This is a genomic window from Sulfurimonas sp. ST-25 (assembly GCF_048079205.1).
Taxonomy (GTDB): domain Bacteria; phylum Campylobacterota; class Campylobacteria; order Campylobacterales; family Sulfurimonadaceae; genus Thiomicrolovo; species Thiomicrolovo sulfuroxydans.
In genome coordinates this window covers 1611705-1625324 of record NZ_CP182225.1, presented here as the reverse complement: position 1 = coordinate 1625324, position 13620 = coordinate 1611705, and the positions used below count along the sequence as shown (strand labels likewise).

Genomic DNA, 13620 nt, shown 5'->3' with positions numbered 1-13620 from the left:
GCTCCGTATCAGCGGCAAAAACGGCCGACGGGCACGGATTTTGCACGCCCTCCGGCAACACTATATTTACGGAGCCAAAGATGGACACTCTCAAGATCGTATGCCCCCACTGCCAAAGCGTCAACAGCGTCGTCAACGAAGTCGAAAAAAAAGAGGTGCTCTGCAGCAGCTGCGGCCAACCCCTGACGGACACGACACCCGTCACCTGCGACGCGGAGGCGTTCAAGCTCCACATTGCCGAAAACGACATTCCCGTCATCGTCGATTTCTACTCCCCCGACTGCGGTCCGTGCATGGAGATGGCGCCGGATTTCGAAAAAGCGGCCTCCTCCTGCCCCCTCGAAGTGCGCTTTTTGAAGGTCAATACCCTCAACGACGCGCCGCTGGCCCTGCAGTACGGCGTCAACGAGTTGCCGACGACCATTGCCTTCAGCAGGGGGATGGAGATGAACCGTTTCACGAGTAAGCTCTCCAAAGACCAGCTCAGCATGTGGGCGGAGAGCCTGATCCAGATGACGCTCTGAGAGACGGTCATGAGCGCGATCACAAAACAAGAGGCGATCAAGGGGGCGTTTTTCGGTGCGATTGTCGGCGATGCCCTCTGCCTCGGAAGCCACTACGAGTACGACGCCCAGAAAATCTACCTGGCCTACGGCCGCAAACCGGTGGACCGCTTCATGTCCCCCGGCGAGATGATGGGGGGGCAGACCCACGGCATCGGCTGGGGGGCGCAGAACTACCACCCCGGCAAAAAGGCGGGGGGGACGACCGACTACGGCGATTACAACATCCTCTTTCTCGAACACCTTGCCAAGACGGCTGAGGCTCCGCGCCCGGTCAGCGTCCCCGAGCTTATTCCCCACTGGATGCACCGGCTGGAGAACGGCTGGGGGTCGTGGATCTGCACGATGACGAAGGAGACCTATGCGCAGGTGAAACGGGGCTTCCCCGTCGAAAACCTGGGCGGCATCTCCAACGCGATGGCGATCCGGCACGTCGCGGCGCACGGCTACTATGATACGGAAGAGGCGGTGGTTGACGCGTCGCAGAAGGCGATGTTCACCCACCGCAACGCCGAGGCGCTCGGCGGCGGGGAGTACTTCGCCCGTGTGACGCACCGGGTACTGGGCGGGACGGCTCCCATCGATGCGATCCGCGCCGTCGGCGAGCAGATGGGCGGCTTCTTCCAGGCCAAAACCCTCCAGGCGATCGCCAAGTTCGAGGAGGCGACGGACCCCGAATCTCCGCTCGGCAAAGAGAAGTTCGTCGACGACCTGGCGCTCACCAGCATGGCCCGGCTGTGGGATATCGGCCGCTCCGAGCCGGTGCGCGTCGGCAAGGCGAGCCCGACGGAAGGGACGCTGCCGGGTGCCGTCTACTTTATCCTCAAATACGGCAACGAAACGGACGGCCTCAAAAAGGCGCTGCAGGCCAACGCGATGGTCGGCGGCGACAACGCCTCGCGGGCCATCGCCATCGGGATGGTACTCGGCGCCCTCTACGGTGTGAACGCAATCCCGGAGAACTGGAAGCGGTCACTGGACCAGTGGGAGTACTGCGAAACCCTGCTCGACAAGCTGCCGCTGCTGCAAAGCGCGTAAGCCGCCGGCGGCAAGGGCGCAAAGCGGCATAAAGATCAACCGTTTTGCGTTCAAACGCCCGGAAGCCTCAGCATGTGGTGTATCATTATGTCTTCTTGAATATAACGATTTTGTGGGGTTTTGTCACTTTTGCTCCTGAAATATAGGCTGACACGGCAATTATTTGGAATATGTATTGTATATATCGTTATATATTTTTAAATATAACGTATTGGGCCGATACAGAGCTGCGGAAAATGTATATGCAAGTTCCGCCGGATTTGTGATCGGGCTTCCATAACCTTATCCAGGAGAAACGAATGAAAATGATTCCGACGGCGGCAGCGACTTTGGCTGTGATGATGAGTGCGCTTTGCGCCGAGACGGGCGAGACGCTTTTTGACGCCAAATGTGCTGCATGCCATATCAAGGTCAAGCCGACGCAGGCTATGAAAAGGGAGTTGGTCGCGCCGCCGGCGCCTGGGGTGATGTTTCATGTCAAGCAGGCGTTTGCCGGAGACAAGAAAGCGGCGACGGACTTTATCGCCGCGTATGCGCTCAAACCGTCCAAGGGTGTTGCAAAATGCCGGCCCATGGCGATCAAACGTTTCGGTCTGATGCCGTCGCAGCAGGGCGCGGTCACGACAGAGGAGCTGGCGCTGATCGCCGATTACCTCTATGAGAACTTCCCCTCCAAAGGGTTCACTCCCGGTATGTAAATGCACACCTGTGCCAGCGTGGAATCTTCGATTTTTCAATCCTGACACGTTTGTCTTTCCCCTTTTTGGGGACTAAACGACGTCAGAAACGGGTTGAAAGGTTGGCATCCATCTTCGACAGGGTGTCATAGAGTGACTGAAGCGCCTCGTCGTCGATGCCGTGGAGCAGTCCGCCCTCTACTGCGCTGCTAAGGCCGATCAGCTCCTGTTCGATTGTCCGGCTTTTTTGTGTGGCATGGACGAGGTAGGCACGCGGTTCGTCGGGATGTTCCGTTTTCTCGACATATCCCTTGGCAATGAGACGCTTGAGCGTGGTCGAAAGATTTGAAGGTTCCATGGAAGTCAATTCGCATAGCTGTGCCTGTGTCATGGCGCCTTCGCGGCAGAGCGCCAGCAGAATGGCGCGCTGTTCGGCAGTGATGCCATAGGGTTTGAGCCGCTCGTTCATCCGACGGCGCATTTTGTTTTTCACACGCGCGATCAGCGGTCCGAGCATGGTAGGCTTGCCCATTTTGCCCGATGCTGTACTCATGCAGATTCTTCTTTCGAGGCGATGCGTACTGCCAGTTTGCGCATCGCCGGAAGGATGAGCAGCAGGGTCGGGAAGGCGATGGCAAATGCGATGAGCCAGGCATGCATCCAGATGCCGATGAATCCTTTGACCAGACCGAGATTGATCCATGATATGGCGAAGGACATGACAAAGGTCATAAACGTCGCTATGAGAAAGGTTTGAACCAACTGCAGATATTTCATGGGGACCATAATTGCTCCTTCGGATTGAACTATTTTAGAGCAGTATAGGGGAGTCGTGCTTAATAGTTATTTAAATAATTATGTAAATAACTATTTTTGCTTATCTGCCGATATAGGATTGTACGAATATTGCATGGGCCTGAATAGGCTAAGCGGAGCTGATCGGGGCAGACGCTATAATGAGACCTACAATCAAAACCTATTTTCTGCGGGATTTGCAATGACAAGAGAAGATTTCAACGACGGACTTTTGGGCTTTCTGGATGCGTCGCCGACGCCGTTCCACGCGGTAGGCAACGTCACGGGAATGCTGGAGAACGCCGGGTTTACCTATCTGGACGAGCGCGGCGAATGGTCGCTGGAGGCGGGCAAGCGCTACTACACGACGCGCAACGCCTCCTCGGTGATCGCCTTCACCTATACGGGCGGGAACGACTACGTTATGTTCGGGGCGCACACGGATTCGCCCAACCTCAAACTGAAGCCTTCCCCGGTACTGAAGGGCAGCGGCACGGTGCGCCTGGGCGTGGAGCCCTACGGCGGGCTGCTGATGAACCCCTGGTTCGACCGCGACCTCGGGCTGGCCGGGCGGGTCGCCTACCGGACGAAAACGGGGGAGCTCAAAGAGGCGAATATCGACACGGGTGACGCGGTGGCGGTGATCCCCTCCCTGGCGATCCACCTCGACCGGGAGGCGAACCAGAGCCGTTCCGTCAATCCCCAGACGGACCTGCCGGCACTCATCGGCTGCGACGAGAGTTTCAATTTTGAAGCGTGGGTTGGCAAGCAACTGGAAGCTTTCGGCGTGGCAGACTTCGAACGGCTGCTGTCGCACGAGCTGAGCCTTTACGATACGCAGAAGGCCTCCTATGTCGGCGTCGCAAAAGAGTTTATCGCCTCGGCGCGCCTGGACAACCTGCTGAGCTGCTACGTGGCGCTGCTCACTATCTGCAGCGTCGGTAATGACCGCCCCTACCTGATGATCCTCTCCGACCACGAAGAGGTCGGCAGCGAAAGTAGCAGCGGGGCCGCGGGACCTTTCCTGGAAAATACGCTGCAGCGCATCACGGGGAGCTATGAAGCCTTTGTTCAGCTCTGCCAGCGTTCCTTGATGGTGTCGTGCGACAACGCCCACGCCCAGCACCCGAACTACGCCCACAAGCACGACCCGGAGCACGCCCCCTACATCAACAAGGGGCTGGTGCTGAAACTCAACGCCAACCAGCGCTACGCGTCAAACTCGCGCACGGTCTCCCGCTTCGTTCTCGCTTCGGAGCGCGCGGGCCATCCGCTGCAGGAGTTCGTGACCCGCAGCGACATGGGGTGCGGCTCCACCATCGGCCCCATCACCGCGACGCGGCTGGGCATAGAGACCCTCGACGTCGGGCTGCCGACCTACGCCATGCACTCCATCCGCGAGCTGGCGGGAACGAAGGACGCCTTCGAACTCTACGAGATGCTGCTGGCGCTTTAAGGCGTCAATGCTAAAGAAAGTGTGAGGAGCTTTCACTGACGTAAGGAGTGAAAGGGGATGTGGTTGGGTCGCCCGGACTGCGTCCGGATGAAATGATTTAGGCCAGGGCCTCTTCGATCTGGGCCAGGGCGAGTTTCTTGCCGTTCTCTTCCTCTTCCGCGCTCCACCAGTACTCGATGATCTGCTGTTCGATTGTACCCAGCAGGTCCATCGGCAGGTTGGCGAAGACCTCGAAGGAGCTGATGTCGTCTGGGCTCACCCCTTTGGATTTTGCCAGATCGGTAATGAGTTCACGGATTGATTTTTCGATGTCGGTGGGTTCGGGCAGCGGTGTGTCGTCGTCTGTCGGCTGCGGGATGATACGGGCGTAGTCGATCCAGGTTTTGATCTCGCCCTCCAGGTAGTCGTACCCCTGGACCTGGTAGCACAGAACCCGGTTGTCGCCGTAGAGGATCTCATCACTGTCATCGAGGACATCGGAGGTCTTGGCAATGCCGTCGTGCAGGTAGACTTCGATGCGCTCGTTCTCTCGCAGGGTGGAAGCGGTTTCAAAAGCGTTGCGTGCGTGTTTGAGAAGTTCTTCTTTGATGGTTTCTTTATCCATGGTTAACCTTTCTGTTCAATTCAATTCATGTAGGGGATATCGAGGACGGCGTCGCGGTCTTCGGCATCGTACTCGAAGGTTTCGATCCGCGCAATGTTCGCGATCTTGCCGGTGATGGCCAGGCGCTGCAGCGGATGCAGTTTACGGGAATCGACGCTCTCTCCGATGGCGTCGCAGTAGTGGTTCGTAACGATGGGGTGCCACTGTCCGTGCTGTGCCGATACCATTTCGGCAAACGTTTTGAGCGCTTCGAGCTCCATGGCATCGAGGCGCGGGAGTTTGCGTACGAGGTTGCGGACAAACTGCTTCGTGAAAAAGGGCTCGCCCAGCTCCAGGAGCCGGGAAGCGGCGTCGATGCTCGCTTCGTTCTCGCTGTAACTGTAGGCGTAGCGGAAGTGTTCACAGACCCACTCGATATAGCGGGGGTAGTGCTCCAGCACCATGACAAGCTCGTGAAGGTTCTGGTCGATGAGGACCTGGAAAAGACTGACGGTGTTCTTGCTGATACGCCGCCAATGGGGCTCTTCGGGTTGGAAGTTATCTTTGTCCAGGATGATCCGGTAGCGGTCGATCTGCGCTCCCGCGGCCCTCAGCCGCCCTTTTTCACTGTATTCAGAGGTCTCATCAGGCACGCGGGCCTTACTGGCCTTGCTGTACTCCGGCATACCTTACATCGCCTTTTTCTGCACAGGTTCGGTGCGGGCGTTGTGGAAGTCCCAGAGCTGCTTGTAATGCGAATCGAGCTGGGACAGGACGCCGTCGACGGCGATCAGGTCCTTGAATTTGCCGAAGCGTTCGTTGGGGAAGCGTTCGTACCACTCCTGCATCTCCGCCTTGAGCGCATTGCGCTTGGCGACGGTCTGTGCAATCAGGCCGCGGATTTCATGCATCTCTTTGGTAATAATCTCAGTCATGGCTGCATCCACATCCGCACTCTCCCGACGCTGTGCCCGGATCGAGGTAAGTCTGCGCGTTTTCAGAGATAACCTTGACGAAGTTTTCCGTTGCCAGCCCTTCGACGATGGTTGAGAGCGCCAGCGGCTCTTTCCCCAGGTAGTAAACACCGATGCCTTCCGCTTCCAGGACGCCGTAGGGGCCGTTACCCATGAAAGAGTAGACGACGGAGGTTACGGAGTGATCGGCAAGCAGTTTGGCGGTTTTGACACCGTCCCCTTGGCCGTCGTTCGGAATGAAACGGAATGCCTTTTCATCATTATTATAAAGGGCGAATGCCTGAACATTTCCGAAAAGTTTCGATGACGTGGCATCCATTGACGCCTTGTCCACCGGTATAGCGATCATGTCGCCTCCTTAGATGATTTTTCCTTATATTGCAAAAAATGTTCCAAGCTTCTGGAACGTTCTTTGCATAAGGCTGGCTATGAAAAAGTATGCACTTGATTATTTCGGTTTTTCCAACGAGGAGGGGGACGGCTGCGTCGCCCAGTTCGTCGAGTTCCCGGAGATCAAAGGAATCGGCGATACCTTCGAGGAGGCCGAAGAAGATGCGTATGAACGGCTCGAAGCCTATTTTCAAAGTCAGGAGGAGCAGAAAATGACGACATTCGAAGCAGGAGTCAGTGCCTACGAGGCGAAACAGTATAAAGAGGCGTATGACCTCTTTGTCGATTCGGCGTCAAAAGCGGATGCCAATGCGATGGTGAACCTGGGCGTCATGGCGATGCAGGGCAAAGGGTGCGGACGCGACATCGAAGCGGCCAAAGCGTGGTTTGCAAAGGCGGCCGAACAGGGCAGCATGCATGCGATGATGAGCCTGGCGCAGATCTTCGAAAAAGGGCTCGACGGTACGCCCAATGAGAAGGATGCGCTTACCTATTTCAAGCAGGCAGCCGATATCGGGCATGTCGACGCCCAGTTCAAAGCGGGCATGCTCCTCAAAGAAAAAGGGGAGAAGGCCGAAGCGATGCGCTACCTGATTACCGCCGCGCACAATAACAATGTGCGGGCGCAGGAGGTGGTCACCTACGTCAGCAACAAGGAGCTGGCGACGGTGCTGAACAAGCCGTTCCGCAGTCTGCCGGTGGAAAAACAGATTACGCTGGTCATGCAGGTCATCGACCAGAAGATCCGCCCGACACTCGAAGCCGACAGCGGCGGGATCGAACTGCTCAACTACGTGCCGGGGGAGACGCCGCAGATCTGGTTGAACTACCTGGGCGCTTGCTCAGGCTGTCACCTCGGTTCAACCTCGACGGCGGATATGCTGCTCGACGCTTTCGAGGAGCTGATCGACAAAAATGTCGTCCTTTACCTGATGTAGGGAGCGCGGGATGAACAAGATTGCCGCAGTCGTCAGCGATATCGAAAGCACGGACATCGTCACGTACATCACGCTGCTGTGCAACGAGACCCAGATCCGTCTCATCAAAACCAAGACTCCGGTCTGGGCCGCGGTGGGCGAGAAGGTCTTTTTTACCTTCCAGGAGGCATCGGTCTGCGTCAGCAAAGAGTGCCCGGGGAAGGTCTCCATCGAAAACCGTATCCCCGGCACACTGAAAAAGATCCGCAGCAAGGATTCGCTCTGCGAGCTTACCTTCGACAGTGATCTGGGCACGGTCGTTTCGCTGGTCACGGAGAAAGCCTGCCACGAACTGGGGCTTGAAGTCGGCTGCGAAGCGACGATGCTGCTGCGCGGTGTCGATATCCATCTTGAACCCGATGTGGTCCCGATGACGGTCGAGAGCTTCAAGAAGCGTGCAGGAACGAAAGTTGCACCATAAAAAGCATACTTTTTACAGGAGAAACAAATGGCAGTAATGATTACGGATGAGTGCATCAACTGTGACGCTTGTGCACCGGAATGCCCGGTCGCAGCAATTTTGAGCAACGGTGACGAAAAGAACCCCTACGACGATGAGCGCTTCTATGTGAAGCCGGAGACGTGTGTTGAGTGTGTCGGTCATGCGGATGCGCCGCGTTGTGCGGAAGCGTGCCCGACCGAAGGTTCTATCGTATGGGATATGCCTTTTACCGTTGATTTCGAAGAGTACTACTCCAAAGGGAATGAAGACGGTACCTACAAGATCCGTGAACACAAAAAGAAAGGTCTGATGCTTCCGTCAGTCAAAGAGCAGAAGTTCATGGATGAGATCGGTATGGACGTGCGCGAAGGCCACGCCAACGTCTCTGACTCGTTCTAATTCGTAGCGTCCAAAACACGACGTTAACACCGGGTTCACCTTAGAGTGAACCTTGGTCTGTCTCAGCTTTCATGTGTCAAGCACCTTTTCGGCGGGAGAGGGTGTTTGACACATGAAAGGCACTTTACGGTGAAGCGGATAGCTTCCTCTCGCATCATACATAAAAGGTAGAAATCATGAGAATCGCATTTGCTTCATCCACGGGCGAAAAGATCGATCAGCACTTCGGCTGGTCCAAAACCTTCCATCTGTACGAGGTCGATAAGGAGAGCGCGACGCTGCTCAAAGTTATTGAAAGCTCGGACGAGCCCGAGGAAGAAGTGGCGAAACTCAACTACAAGATCGGTACGATCGAAGAGGCGGACATCCTGTACTGCACCCAGATCGGTCCGAAGGCATCCAAGATGGTCCAGGCTGCGGGGATTCACCCCGTGCAGGTCAAGGAGGGTGAAGCGCTTCAGGGCGCGATCGACCAGATCCACGAGATGCTGAATACGCAGCCGCCCCTGTGGCTGCTGCGCATTTTCCACAAAGGTGCTCAGCGCAGCGCCTGAGGCTTTGCTTCTTCTAAAACCCCCGGGATGACGGAGGTTTCACAAGGATCAAATCCACAATAAACCTTAAAGGATAAATTATGGCTGTAATTATTGATGACAAATGTATCACCTGCGACGCCTGTTTGCAAGTCTGCCCGGTCAACGCTATCGTAGACGATTCGGACAACCCTACCGGCGAAAAGCGCTACTACGTTCAGCCTGAAAAGTGTGTCGAGTGCGTCGGTATCTACGACGATCCGCAGTGCGCCGCGATCTGTCCGAGCATCGGTACGATCACTTGGGACATGCCGTTTACCCCGGAATTCGAAGAGCATTTCCTCAACGAAGAGATCTACAAACTCGGCGAAAAGAACGGCAAGCTCAAAACACCGTCCTTCCGCAAAAAGAAATTCCGCGAGGACATCCCGGTCGAAGACCGCGGTGTCGGCAGACTGGTCGAGGAAGAGCCCGAAGAGCTGAACGAGGCGGGTTGAGGCACTGCCAATGGCCGTAAACCCCGTGCCCATTCGGGCCTTTCACCAGCGCGAAGAGCGTTATCAGGGACTGCAGATCGAATTTGACGGTTCCGAGAGCGTGAAGTCACGGATTCTCGATACGATCGACTCCGTGTCGCAGCAGCGTGGTATCTCCCCCAGCCTAAACCACTTCAGCGATGCATCGATCTATATCGAGTTTCATGACGAGTATGACCGTGACGGCGGTGAGTTCTTCGCCGACCTGCTCAGCCGTCTCGGTATAGCAAAATGCGAAAGCTGCTAAAGGAAGCATCGGATGCCTTATGAACTTTGATAAAAACCGCCTGGCTGAAATCGCCGCCGCGCTTTCGCCATTCGAAATCGACTGCGCCATTACGGTTGCACTGAAAATCTCGGATGATACGTGCAAAATGGGTACGGGACAGCGTGCGCTGTTTATGGCGCTCTACGACCTTGTGCCCGATAAAAGCAGTGCGATGTTCACTGAAGACGTGCACGCGCTGATCCTCCAGGGACGCTCCGCACTGAGCGATGAGATCGCCGCGGCGATCAAACCGCTGCGCGAGTCGGCCATGGATGCGATCACGCGTCCGAAGATGAAAGCTTTTAAAGCGTCGATCCGCGCGCGGCTCTCTGCCGACGAAGCGGCGTAGGCGCACCCCGGACCCTTCCACAGGGCCTTTTGGCCCTTTACCACTACGACTACAGCCTTCAGAGCCACCACCTGCCAGGCGGTGTTCTTTCCTTATTGCCTAAAAAATAATCACAACAAGAGAGCAAAAAGCCGACAAAATTGTATACCATTTTCATGAAACTTCCGCAGCCGAGGCTGCGAAAAAAGGATTAACCAATGAAGAAGTGGCTTTTGTCCATGATGATGCTTCTGCCGACGCTGGCGCTGGCAGAGGATACGCTCGATACAGGTGATACGGCCTGGATGATGGTGTCAACAGCATTCGTACTGCTGATGACGCCGGCAGGTCTGGCACTCTTTTACGCCGGGATGACACGTTCAAAGAACGTGCTTAATACCTATGCAATGGTCATGGGTGCATTTGTCGTTGCCTTTGTGGTCTGGGTCATTGCAGGCTACTCCATCGCCTTCGGTGCAAGCGAGAGCGCGGCACTGCAGAACGTGTTCGGCGGCTTCGGCAACGTCTTCCTTTCCGGTATCAACTGGTCTGACCTTTCCGGCAGCTACCCGACCTTCGTCTTCATCGCCTTCCAGGGTACGTTCGCAGCGATCACCGTTGCCATCGCATCCGGTTCCGCGATCGAGCGTATGAAGTTCTCCACATGGATGCTCTTCGTTGTCCTCTGGGGCCTGGTCGTTTACGCACCGATTACCCACATGGTATGGGGCGGCGACGGTGCCTACCTCTTCGATGAAGGTGCCCTTGACTTCGCCGGCGGTACGGTTGTCCACATGAACGGCGGTCTGGCCGGTCTGGTCCTGGCGATCATGCTGGGCAAACGTGCCGGTTACCCGAAATCTCCGATCAAGCCGGTGAGCATCATCCTGACTGCTGCCGGTGCAGCCCTGCTGTGGTTCGGCTGGTACGGCTTCAACGGCGGTTCCGCATTCGGTGCGAACGCCATCGCAGGTCTCGCGGTTCTGACAACAACGATCGCTACGGCAGCTGCGGGTGTCACCTGGATGCTGATCGAGTGGTTCATGTTCAAGAAACCGACCCTGCTCGGTGTCGCTTCCGGTATCGTTGCCGGTCTCGTTGCGATCACTCCGGCAGCCGGCTTCGTCGGCGTCGGCGGTGCCTTCATCGTCGGTATCGTCGGTGCGCTCATCGGCTTCTTCGGTGTGGCTATCCTGAAAAAGAAACTGGGCTACGACGACAGCCTCGATGCTTTCGGTATCCACTTCCTCGCAGGTCTGTGGGGTGCGATCGCAACGGGTATCTTCGCGCTGAACGATCAGGACCTCCTCTGGGACGGTCCGCTCAAAGCAAGCGGCGATCGTATGGGTCAGCTCTTTGTGCAGTTCGAGTCTGTCCTGATCGTCGGTCTGTGGACCCTGGTCGGTACGGTCATTGTCTACCTGATCTCCTCTGCGATCACCGGCGGTGCACGCGTTGATGAAGAGACAGAGACAATGGGTCTGGACGAATCCGTTCACGGCGAGCGCGGGTTCAACCTCTAATTGAACGGCTCGGGAGCCTCGGCTTCCGAACAGTGTTACAATACAAAGCACAAAAAGGATTGTCAGAATGAAAAAAGTAGAAGCGATCATCAAGCCGTTCAAGCTTGAGGATGTGAAGGATGCACTGGCTGAGATCGGTATTACCGGTATGACGGTCAGCGAAGTCAAAGGGTACGGGCGCCAGAAAGGGCACAGTGAGCTCTACCGCGGTGCGGAGTACGTCGTTGACTTCCTGCCGAAAGTAAAAATGGAGATGGTCGTCGAAGCGGCGTCGGTCGACCAGGTCGTCGATACGATCGTCGAAGCGGCCCGCACCGGCAAGATCGGTGACGGTAAGATCTTCATCAGCGATATCGAAAAAATTATCCGTATCCGTACCGGCGAATCCGGCTCCGAAGCGGTATAACCTTTTCACCGGCGGGGAACTCCCGCCTTTTTCCCTCTCCACTCTTTTAGACATACCTCCCCTTTTTTAGCCCCTTTTCACCTCAAAACCGATAGATTGTCCCCATCATATTCCGGGAGTCAATCGTGAAATCATTAACAGGGAAAAGAGCCTTTGTCAGCGGGGCAACATCGGGCATAGGCGAGGCGTGCGCTCGGCGTTTGGCCGCGGCGGGTGCGGACCTGGTGCTGCACGGGCGCAGCCAGGAAAAGCTCGATGCGCTGAAAACGACACTGTCCGAGCACGGCGTCACGATCGATACCGTGACATTCGATGTCCGCGACCGGCATGCAGTCGAGGCGGCCATGGGCGCCCTGCTGGAAGAGAGCGCCGTCGATATCCTGATCAACAACGCCGGTCTGGCGCTCGGGCTCTCCCCTCTGGATGAAGGGGATGCCGACGAATGGGAGGAGATGATCGATGCGAACGTCAAGGGGCTGCTCTATGTCAGCCGCGCCGTCATCCCGCAGATGCGCCGTCGCAATGGCGGGCATATCCTCAATATCGGCTCTATCGCCGGAAAGATGACCTACCCGGGCGGCAATGTCTACTGTGCGACCAAGTCGGCCGTGCATGCGTTGACGGAGGCGATGAACATCGACCTAGACGGAACGGCCGTGCGGGTCGGCAACATCGCACCGGGGGCGGTAGAGACGAATTTCTCCGCGACCCGTTTCGGCGGCGATATGCACAGGGCCGATGCCGTTTACGAAGGGTATGAACCGCTGCATGCGGACGATATCGCCGATCTGGCACTCTACATCCTGCTGGCACCGCCGCATGTGAATATCCAGGACGTGCTCATTATGCCGACGGCACAGCGCAATCCATATGTGTTAAGCCGAAACGGGTAGGGTAATATCTGGGGGAAAAGATGAAAAGGGGATGCCCCGGGGGGCAGCGCGATCAGACGGCGCCGAAGAGGACTCTGCCTTCGCCGCTCTGTGCAGCTTTGACGTCGTCATAGCTTTTGTCGGCGATACGCAGTGTCGTGCTTTTGATCTCGTCATAGACGGTATCGATCTTTTCGCCGGCGCTGAGTTTTTTCAGGTCGCCTTTGGAGAGATCTGCATGGTCGAGCAGTTCGTTCCATACGGAGCTTTCGTCCAGGGAGAAGGCGTAAAAAGTGAAGCCCTCGTACTCGAACTTGCCGTCGGCGTCGAGGTCGGTGACGAAGAGAATATAAAGACCGTCGGTGGAGAGGACCTCTTTGTACTGTTCAACAAACGGTTCGAAGAAATCGAGGGTTTCGAGTTCGCAGGCGATGAAATCGATTTTGTCGCTGTTGCTGACGAGGATTACCTGAGTGGCGGTTGCTTTCGGCGGGAGCTGCTTGTCGGCAGAGAGTACCTTGCCCGGTGTAATGACGAGGCTGCCGCGGTAGCCGTAATCGTATTTGTCCGTTTTCTCGCTGAAAGAAGCCTGCCATTGCAGGTTGTTCCCGTAAATGAAGTCCTTTACTGTTGACATAGGGAGTCATCCTTATATTGTGATATGGCCGTCGTGATGCAAGTTGTGTTCTATGATTTTGCGGCTAAGATTATCTCTCTCCTGTTGACGTTGATGTTCGGATCACTCTGGGATTCCTTTCATTACTGAAATTTTCTTTCTAATTTAGTAATTTATGTAAATATAAAAAAACCAAATTTAGCGCATCTTAAAATGTTTGTCGCTATGCTGTTGAGATATCTAT

The 13620-nt window shown here is 56.1% G+C and carries 21 protein-coding genes; 14 read left to right on the top strand and 7 right to left on the bottom strand.

Annotated elements, in window-relative coordinates:
* The first annotated feature begins 80 nt into the window (after nt 1-80).
* From ACM66T_RS08375 to ACM66T_RS08365, 3 genes are all read left to right on the top strand, one after another.
* Nucleotides 81-524, top strand: coding sequence for a thioredoxin family protein (locus ACM66T_RS08375; RefSeq protein WP_231018442.1), 444 nt, complete (start codon nt 81-83; stop codon nt 522-524).
* A 9-nt stretch (nt 525-533) separates the two neighbouring features.
* Nucleotides 534-1601 (top strand): ADP-ribosylglycohydrolase family protein, encoded by a 1068-nt coding sequence (locus tag ACM66T_RS08370; protein WP_231018441.1) that lies wholly within the window; start codon nt 534-536, stop codon nt 1599-1601.
* 299 nt (nt 1602-1900) lie between these two features.
* Nucleotides 1901-2299, top strand: coding sequence for a c-type cytochrome (locus tag ACM66T_RS08365; protein WP_231018440.1), 399 nt, complete (start codon nt 1901-1903; stop codon nt 2297-2299).
* 82 nt (nt 2300-2381) lie between these two features.
* Here the strand turns inward: ACM66T_RS08365 and ACM66T_RS08360 are convergent, their stop codons facing one another.
* Nucleotides 2382-2831, bottom strand: coding sequence for a MarR family winged helix-turn-helix transcriptional regulator (locus ACM66T_RS08360; RefSeq protein WP_231018439.1), 450 nt, complete (start codon nt 2829-2831; stop codon nt 2382-2384).
* Entirely contained in the window at nt 2828-3064 is a 237-nt protein-coding gene (locus ACM66T_RS08355) for a DUF2798 domain-containing protein (RefSeq protein WP_231018438.1), read from the bottom strand. The genes ACM66T_RS08360 and ACM66T_RS08355 overlap by 4 nt, the downstream gene beginning before the upstream one ends.
* A 211-nt stretch (nt 3065-3275) precedes the next feature.
* On the opposite strand from ACM66T_RS08355, the gene ACM66T_RS08350 reads away from it, so the two are divergent.
* Nucleotides 3276-4529 (top strand): M18 family aminopeptidase, encoded by a 1254-nt coding sequence (locus ACM66T_RS08350; protein WP_231018437.1) that lies wholly within the window; start codon nt 3276-3278, stop codon nt 4527-4529.
* A gap of 97 nt (nt 4530-4626) precedes the next feature.
* Here ACM66T_RS08350 and ACM66T_RS08345 read toward each other — a convergent pair whose 3' ends face one another.
* The 4 genes from ACM66T_RS08345 to ACM66T_RS08330 are packed head-to-tail and all read right to left on the bottom strand — an operon-like array spanning nt 4627 to nt 6435.
* Nucleotides 4627-5133: a hypothetical protein gene (locus tag ACM66T_RS08345; protein ID WP_231018436.1), complete on the bottom strand. Its 507-nt coding sequence runs from the start codon at nt 5131-5133 to the stop codon at nt 4627-4629.
* A 20-nt stretch (nt 5134-5153) separates the two neighbouring features.
* Nucleotides 5154-5798: a hypothetical protein gene (locus tag ACM66T_RS08340; RefSeq protein ID WP_231018435.1), complete on the bottom strand. Its 645-nt coding sequence runs from the start codon at nt 5796-5798 to the stop codon at nt 5154-5156.
* Between the two features lie 3 nt (nt 5799-5801).
* Nucleotides 5802-6047: a hypothetical protein gene (locus ACM66T_RS08335; protein WP_231018434.1), complete on the bottom strand. Its 246-nt coding sequence runs from the start codon at nt 6045-6047 to the stop codon at nt 5802-5804.
* Nucleotides 6040-6435, bottom strand: coding sequence for a NifB/NifX family molybdenum-iron cluster-binding protein (locus ACM66T_RS08330; protein WP_231018433.1), 396 nt, complete (start codon nt 6433-6435; stop codon nt 6040-6042). Before ACM66T_RS08330 ends, ACM66T_RS08335 begins: the two co-directional genes overlap by 8 nt.
* Nucleotides 6436-6514: 79 nt before the next feature.
* On the opposite strand from ACM66T_RS08330, the gene ACM66T_RS08325 reads away from it, so the two are divergent.
* From ACM66T_RS08325 to ACM66T_RS08280, 10 genes are all read left to right on the top strand, one after another.
* Nucleotides 6515-7414: a NifU family protein gene (locus ACM66T_RS08325; protein WP_231018432.1), complete on the top strand. Its 900-nt coding sequence runs from the start codon at nt 6515-6517 to the stop codon at nt 7412-7414.
* Nucleotides 7415-7424: 10 nt separating this feature from the next.
* On the top strand, nt 7425-7874 hold the full coding sequence (locus ACM66T_RS08320; RefSeq protein ID WP_416768323.1) for a TOBE domain-containing protein: 450 nt from the start codon (nt 7425-7427) through the stop codon (nt 7872-7874).
* A gap of 27 nt (nt 7875-7901) precedes the next feature.
* Complete coding sequence (locus ACM66T_RS08315) at nt 7902-8294, top strand: 4Fe-4S dicluster domain-containing protein (RefSeq protein ID WP_231018430.1); 393 nt, start codon at nt 7902-7904, stop codon at nt 8292-8294.
* A gap of 176 nt (nt 8295-8470) precedes the next feature.
* On the top strand, nt 8471-8848 hold the full coding sequence (locus ACM66T_RS08310) for a NifB/NifX family molybdenum-iron cluster-binding protein (protein WP_231018429.1): 378 nt from the start codon (nt 8471-8473) through the stop codon (nt 8846-8848).
* A gap of 80 nt (nt 8849-8928) precedes the next feature.
* Nucleotides 8929-9324, top strand: coding sequence for a 4Fe-4S dicluster domain-containing protein (locus tag ACM66T_RS08305; protein ID WP_231018428.1), 396 nt, complete (start codon nt 8929-8931; stop codon nt 9322-9324).
* Between the two features lie 10 nt (nt 9325-9334).
* The gene (locus ACM66T_RS08300; protein ID WP_231018427.1) at nt 9335-9610 is read left to right on the top strand and encodes a hypothetical protein; all 276 of its coding nucleotides are present in this window, start codon (nt 9335-9337) and stop codon (nt 9608-9610) included.
* Nucleotides 9611-9629: 19 nt separating this feature from the next.
* The gene (locus ACM66T_RS08295) at nt 9630-9980 is read left to right on the top strand and encodes a hypothetical protein (protein ID WP_231018426.1); all 351 of its coding nucleotides are present in this window, start codon (nt 9630-9632) and stop codon (nt 9978-9980) included.
* A 197-nt stretch (nt 9981-10177) separates the two neighbouring features.
* The gene (locus tag ACM66T_RS08290) at nt 10178-11482 is read left to right on the top strand and encodes an ammonium transporter (RefSeq protein WP_416768320.1); all 1305 of its coding nucleotides are present in this window, start codon (nt 10178-10180) and stop codon (nt 11480-11482) included.
* 67 nt (nt 11483-11549) lie between these two features.
* Nucleotides 11550-11888, top strand: coding sequence for a P-II family nitrogen regulator (locus tag ACM66T_RS08285; protein WP_231018425.1), 339 nt, complete (start codon nt 11550-11552; stop codon nt 11886-11888).
* Nucleotides 11889-12013: 125 nt separating this feature from the next.
* The gene (locus ACM66T_RS08280) at nt 12014-12781 is read left to right on the top strand and encodes an SDR family NAD(P)-dependent oxidoreductase (RefSeq protein ID WP_231018424.1); all 768 of its coding nucleotides are present in this window, start codon (nt 12014-12016) and stop codon (nt 12779-12781) included.
* Between the two features lie 52 nt (nt 12782-12833).
* Here the strand turns inward: ACM66T_RS08280 and ACM66T_RS08275 are convergent, their stop codons facing one another.
* Nucleotides 12834-13397: a hypothetical protein gene (locus ACM66T_RS08275; RefSeq protein WP_231018423.1), complete on the bottom strand. Its 564-nt coding sequence runs from the start codon at nt 13395-13397 to the stop codon at nt 12834-12836.
* Nucleotides 13398-13620: the final 223 nt, after the last annotated feature.

Coding starts and splice junctions, on each gene's coding strand:
- ACM66T_RS08375 (WP_231018442.1), top strand. CDS start 81: ATGGACACTCTCAAGATCGTATGCCCCCACTGCCAAAGCGTCAACAGC.
- ACM66T_RS08370 (WP_231018441.1), top strand. CDS start 534: ATGAGCGCGATCACAAAACAAGAGGCGATCAAGGGGGCGTTTTTCGGT.
- ACM66T_RS08365 (WP_231018440.1), top strand. CDS start 1,901: ATGAAAATGATTCCGACGGCGGCAGCGACTTTGGCTGTGATGATGAGT.
- ACM66T_RS08360 (WP_231018439.1), bottom strand. CDS start 2,831: ATGAGTACAGCATCGGGCAAAATGGGCAAGCCTACCATGCTCGGACCG.
- ACM66T_RS08355 (WP_231018438.1), bottom strand. CDS start 3,064: ATGGTCCCCATGAAATATCTGCAGTTGGTTCAAACCTTTCTCATAGCG.
- ACM66T_RS08350 (WP_231018437.1), top strand. CDS start 3,276: ATGACAAGAGAAGATTTCAACGACGGACTTTTGGGCTTTCTGGATGCG.
- ACM66T_RS08345 (WP_231018436.1), bottom strand. CDS start 5,133: ATGGATAAAGAAACCATCAAAGAAGAACTTCTCAAACACGCACGCAAC.
- ACM66T_RS08340 (WP_231018435.1), bottom strand. CDS start 5,798: ATGCCGGAGTACAGCAAGGCCAGTAAGGCCCGCGTGCCTGATGAGACC.
- ACM66T_RS08335 (WP_231018434.1), bottom strand. CDS start 6,047: ATGACTGAGATTATTACCAAAGAGATGCATGAAATCCGCGGCCTGATT.
- ACM66T_RS08330 (WP_231018433.1), bottom strand. CDS start 6,435: ATGATCGCTATACCGGTGGACAAGGCGTCAATGGATGCCACGTCATCG.
- ACM66T_RS08325 (WP_231018432.1), top strand. CDS start 6,515: ATGAAAAAGTATGCACTTGATTATTTCGGTTTTTCCAACGAGGAGGGG.
- ACM66T_RS08320 (WP_416768323.1), top strand. CDS start 7,425: ATGAACAAGATTGCCGCAGTCGTCAGCGATATCGAAAGCACGGACATC.
- ACM66T_RS08315 (WP_231018430.1), top strand. CDS start 7,902: ATGGCAGTAATGATTACGGATGAGTGCATCAACTGTGACGCTTGTGCA.
- ACM66T_RS08310 (WP_231018429.1), top strand. CDS start 8,471: ATGAGAATCGCATTTGCTTCATCCACGGGCGAAAAGATCGATCAGCAC.
- ACM66T_RS08305 (WP_231018428.1), top strand. CDS start 8,929: ATGGCTGTAATTATTGATGACAAATGTATCACCTGCGACGCCTGTTTG.
- ACM66T_RS08300 (WP_231018427.1), top strand. CDS start 9,335: ATGGCCGTAAACCCCGTGCCCATTCGGGCCTTTCACCAGCGCGAAGAG.
- ACM66T_RS08295 (WP_231018426.1), top strand. CDS start 9,630: ATGAACTTTGATAAAAACCGCCTGGCTGAAATCGCCGCCGCGCTTTCG.
- ACM66T_RS08290 (WP_416768320.1), top strand. CDS start 10,178: ATGAAGAAGTGGCTTTTGTCCATGATGATGCTTCTGCCGACGCTGGCG.
- ACM66T_RS08285 (WP_231018425.1), top strand. CDS start 11,550: ATGAAAAAAGTAGAAGCGATCATCAAGCCGTTCAAGCTTGAGGATGTG.
- ACM66T_RS08275 (WP_231018423.1), bottom strand. CDS start 13,397: ATGTCAACAGTAAAGGACTTCATTTACGGGAACAACCTGCAATGGCAG.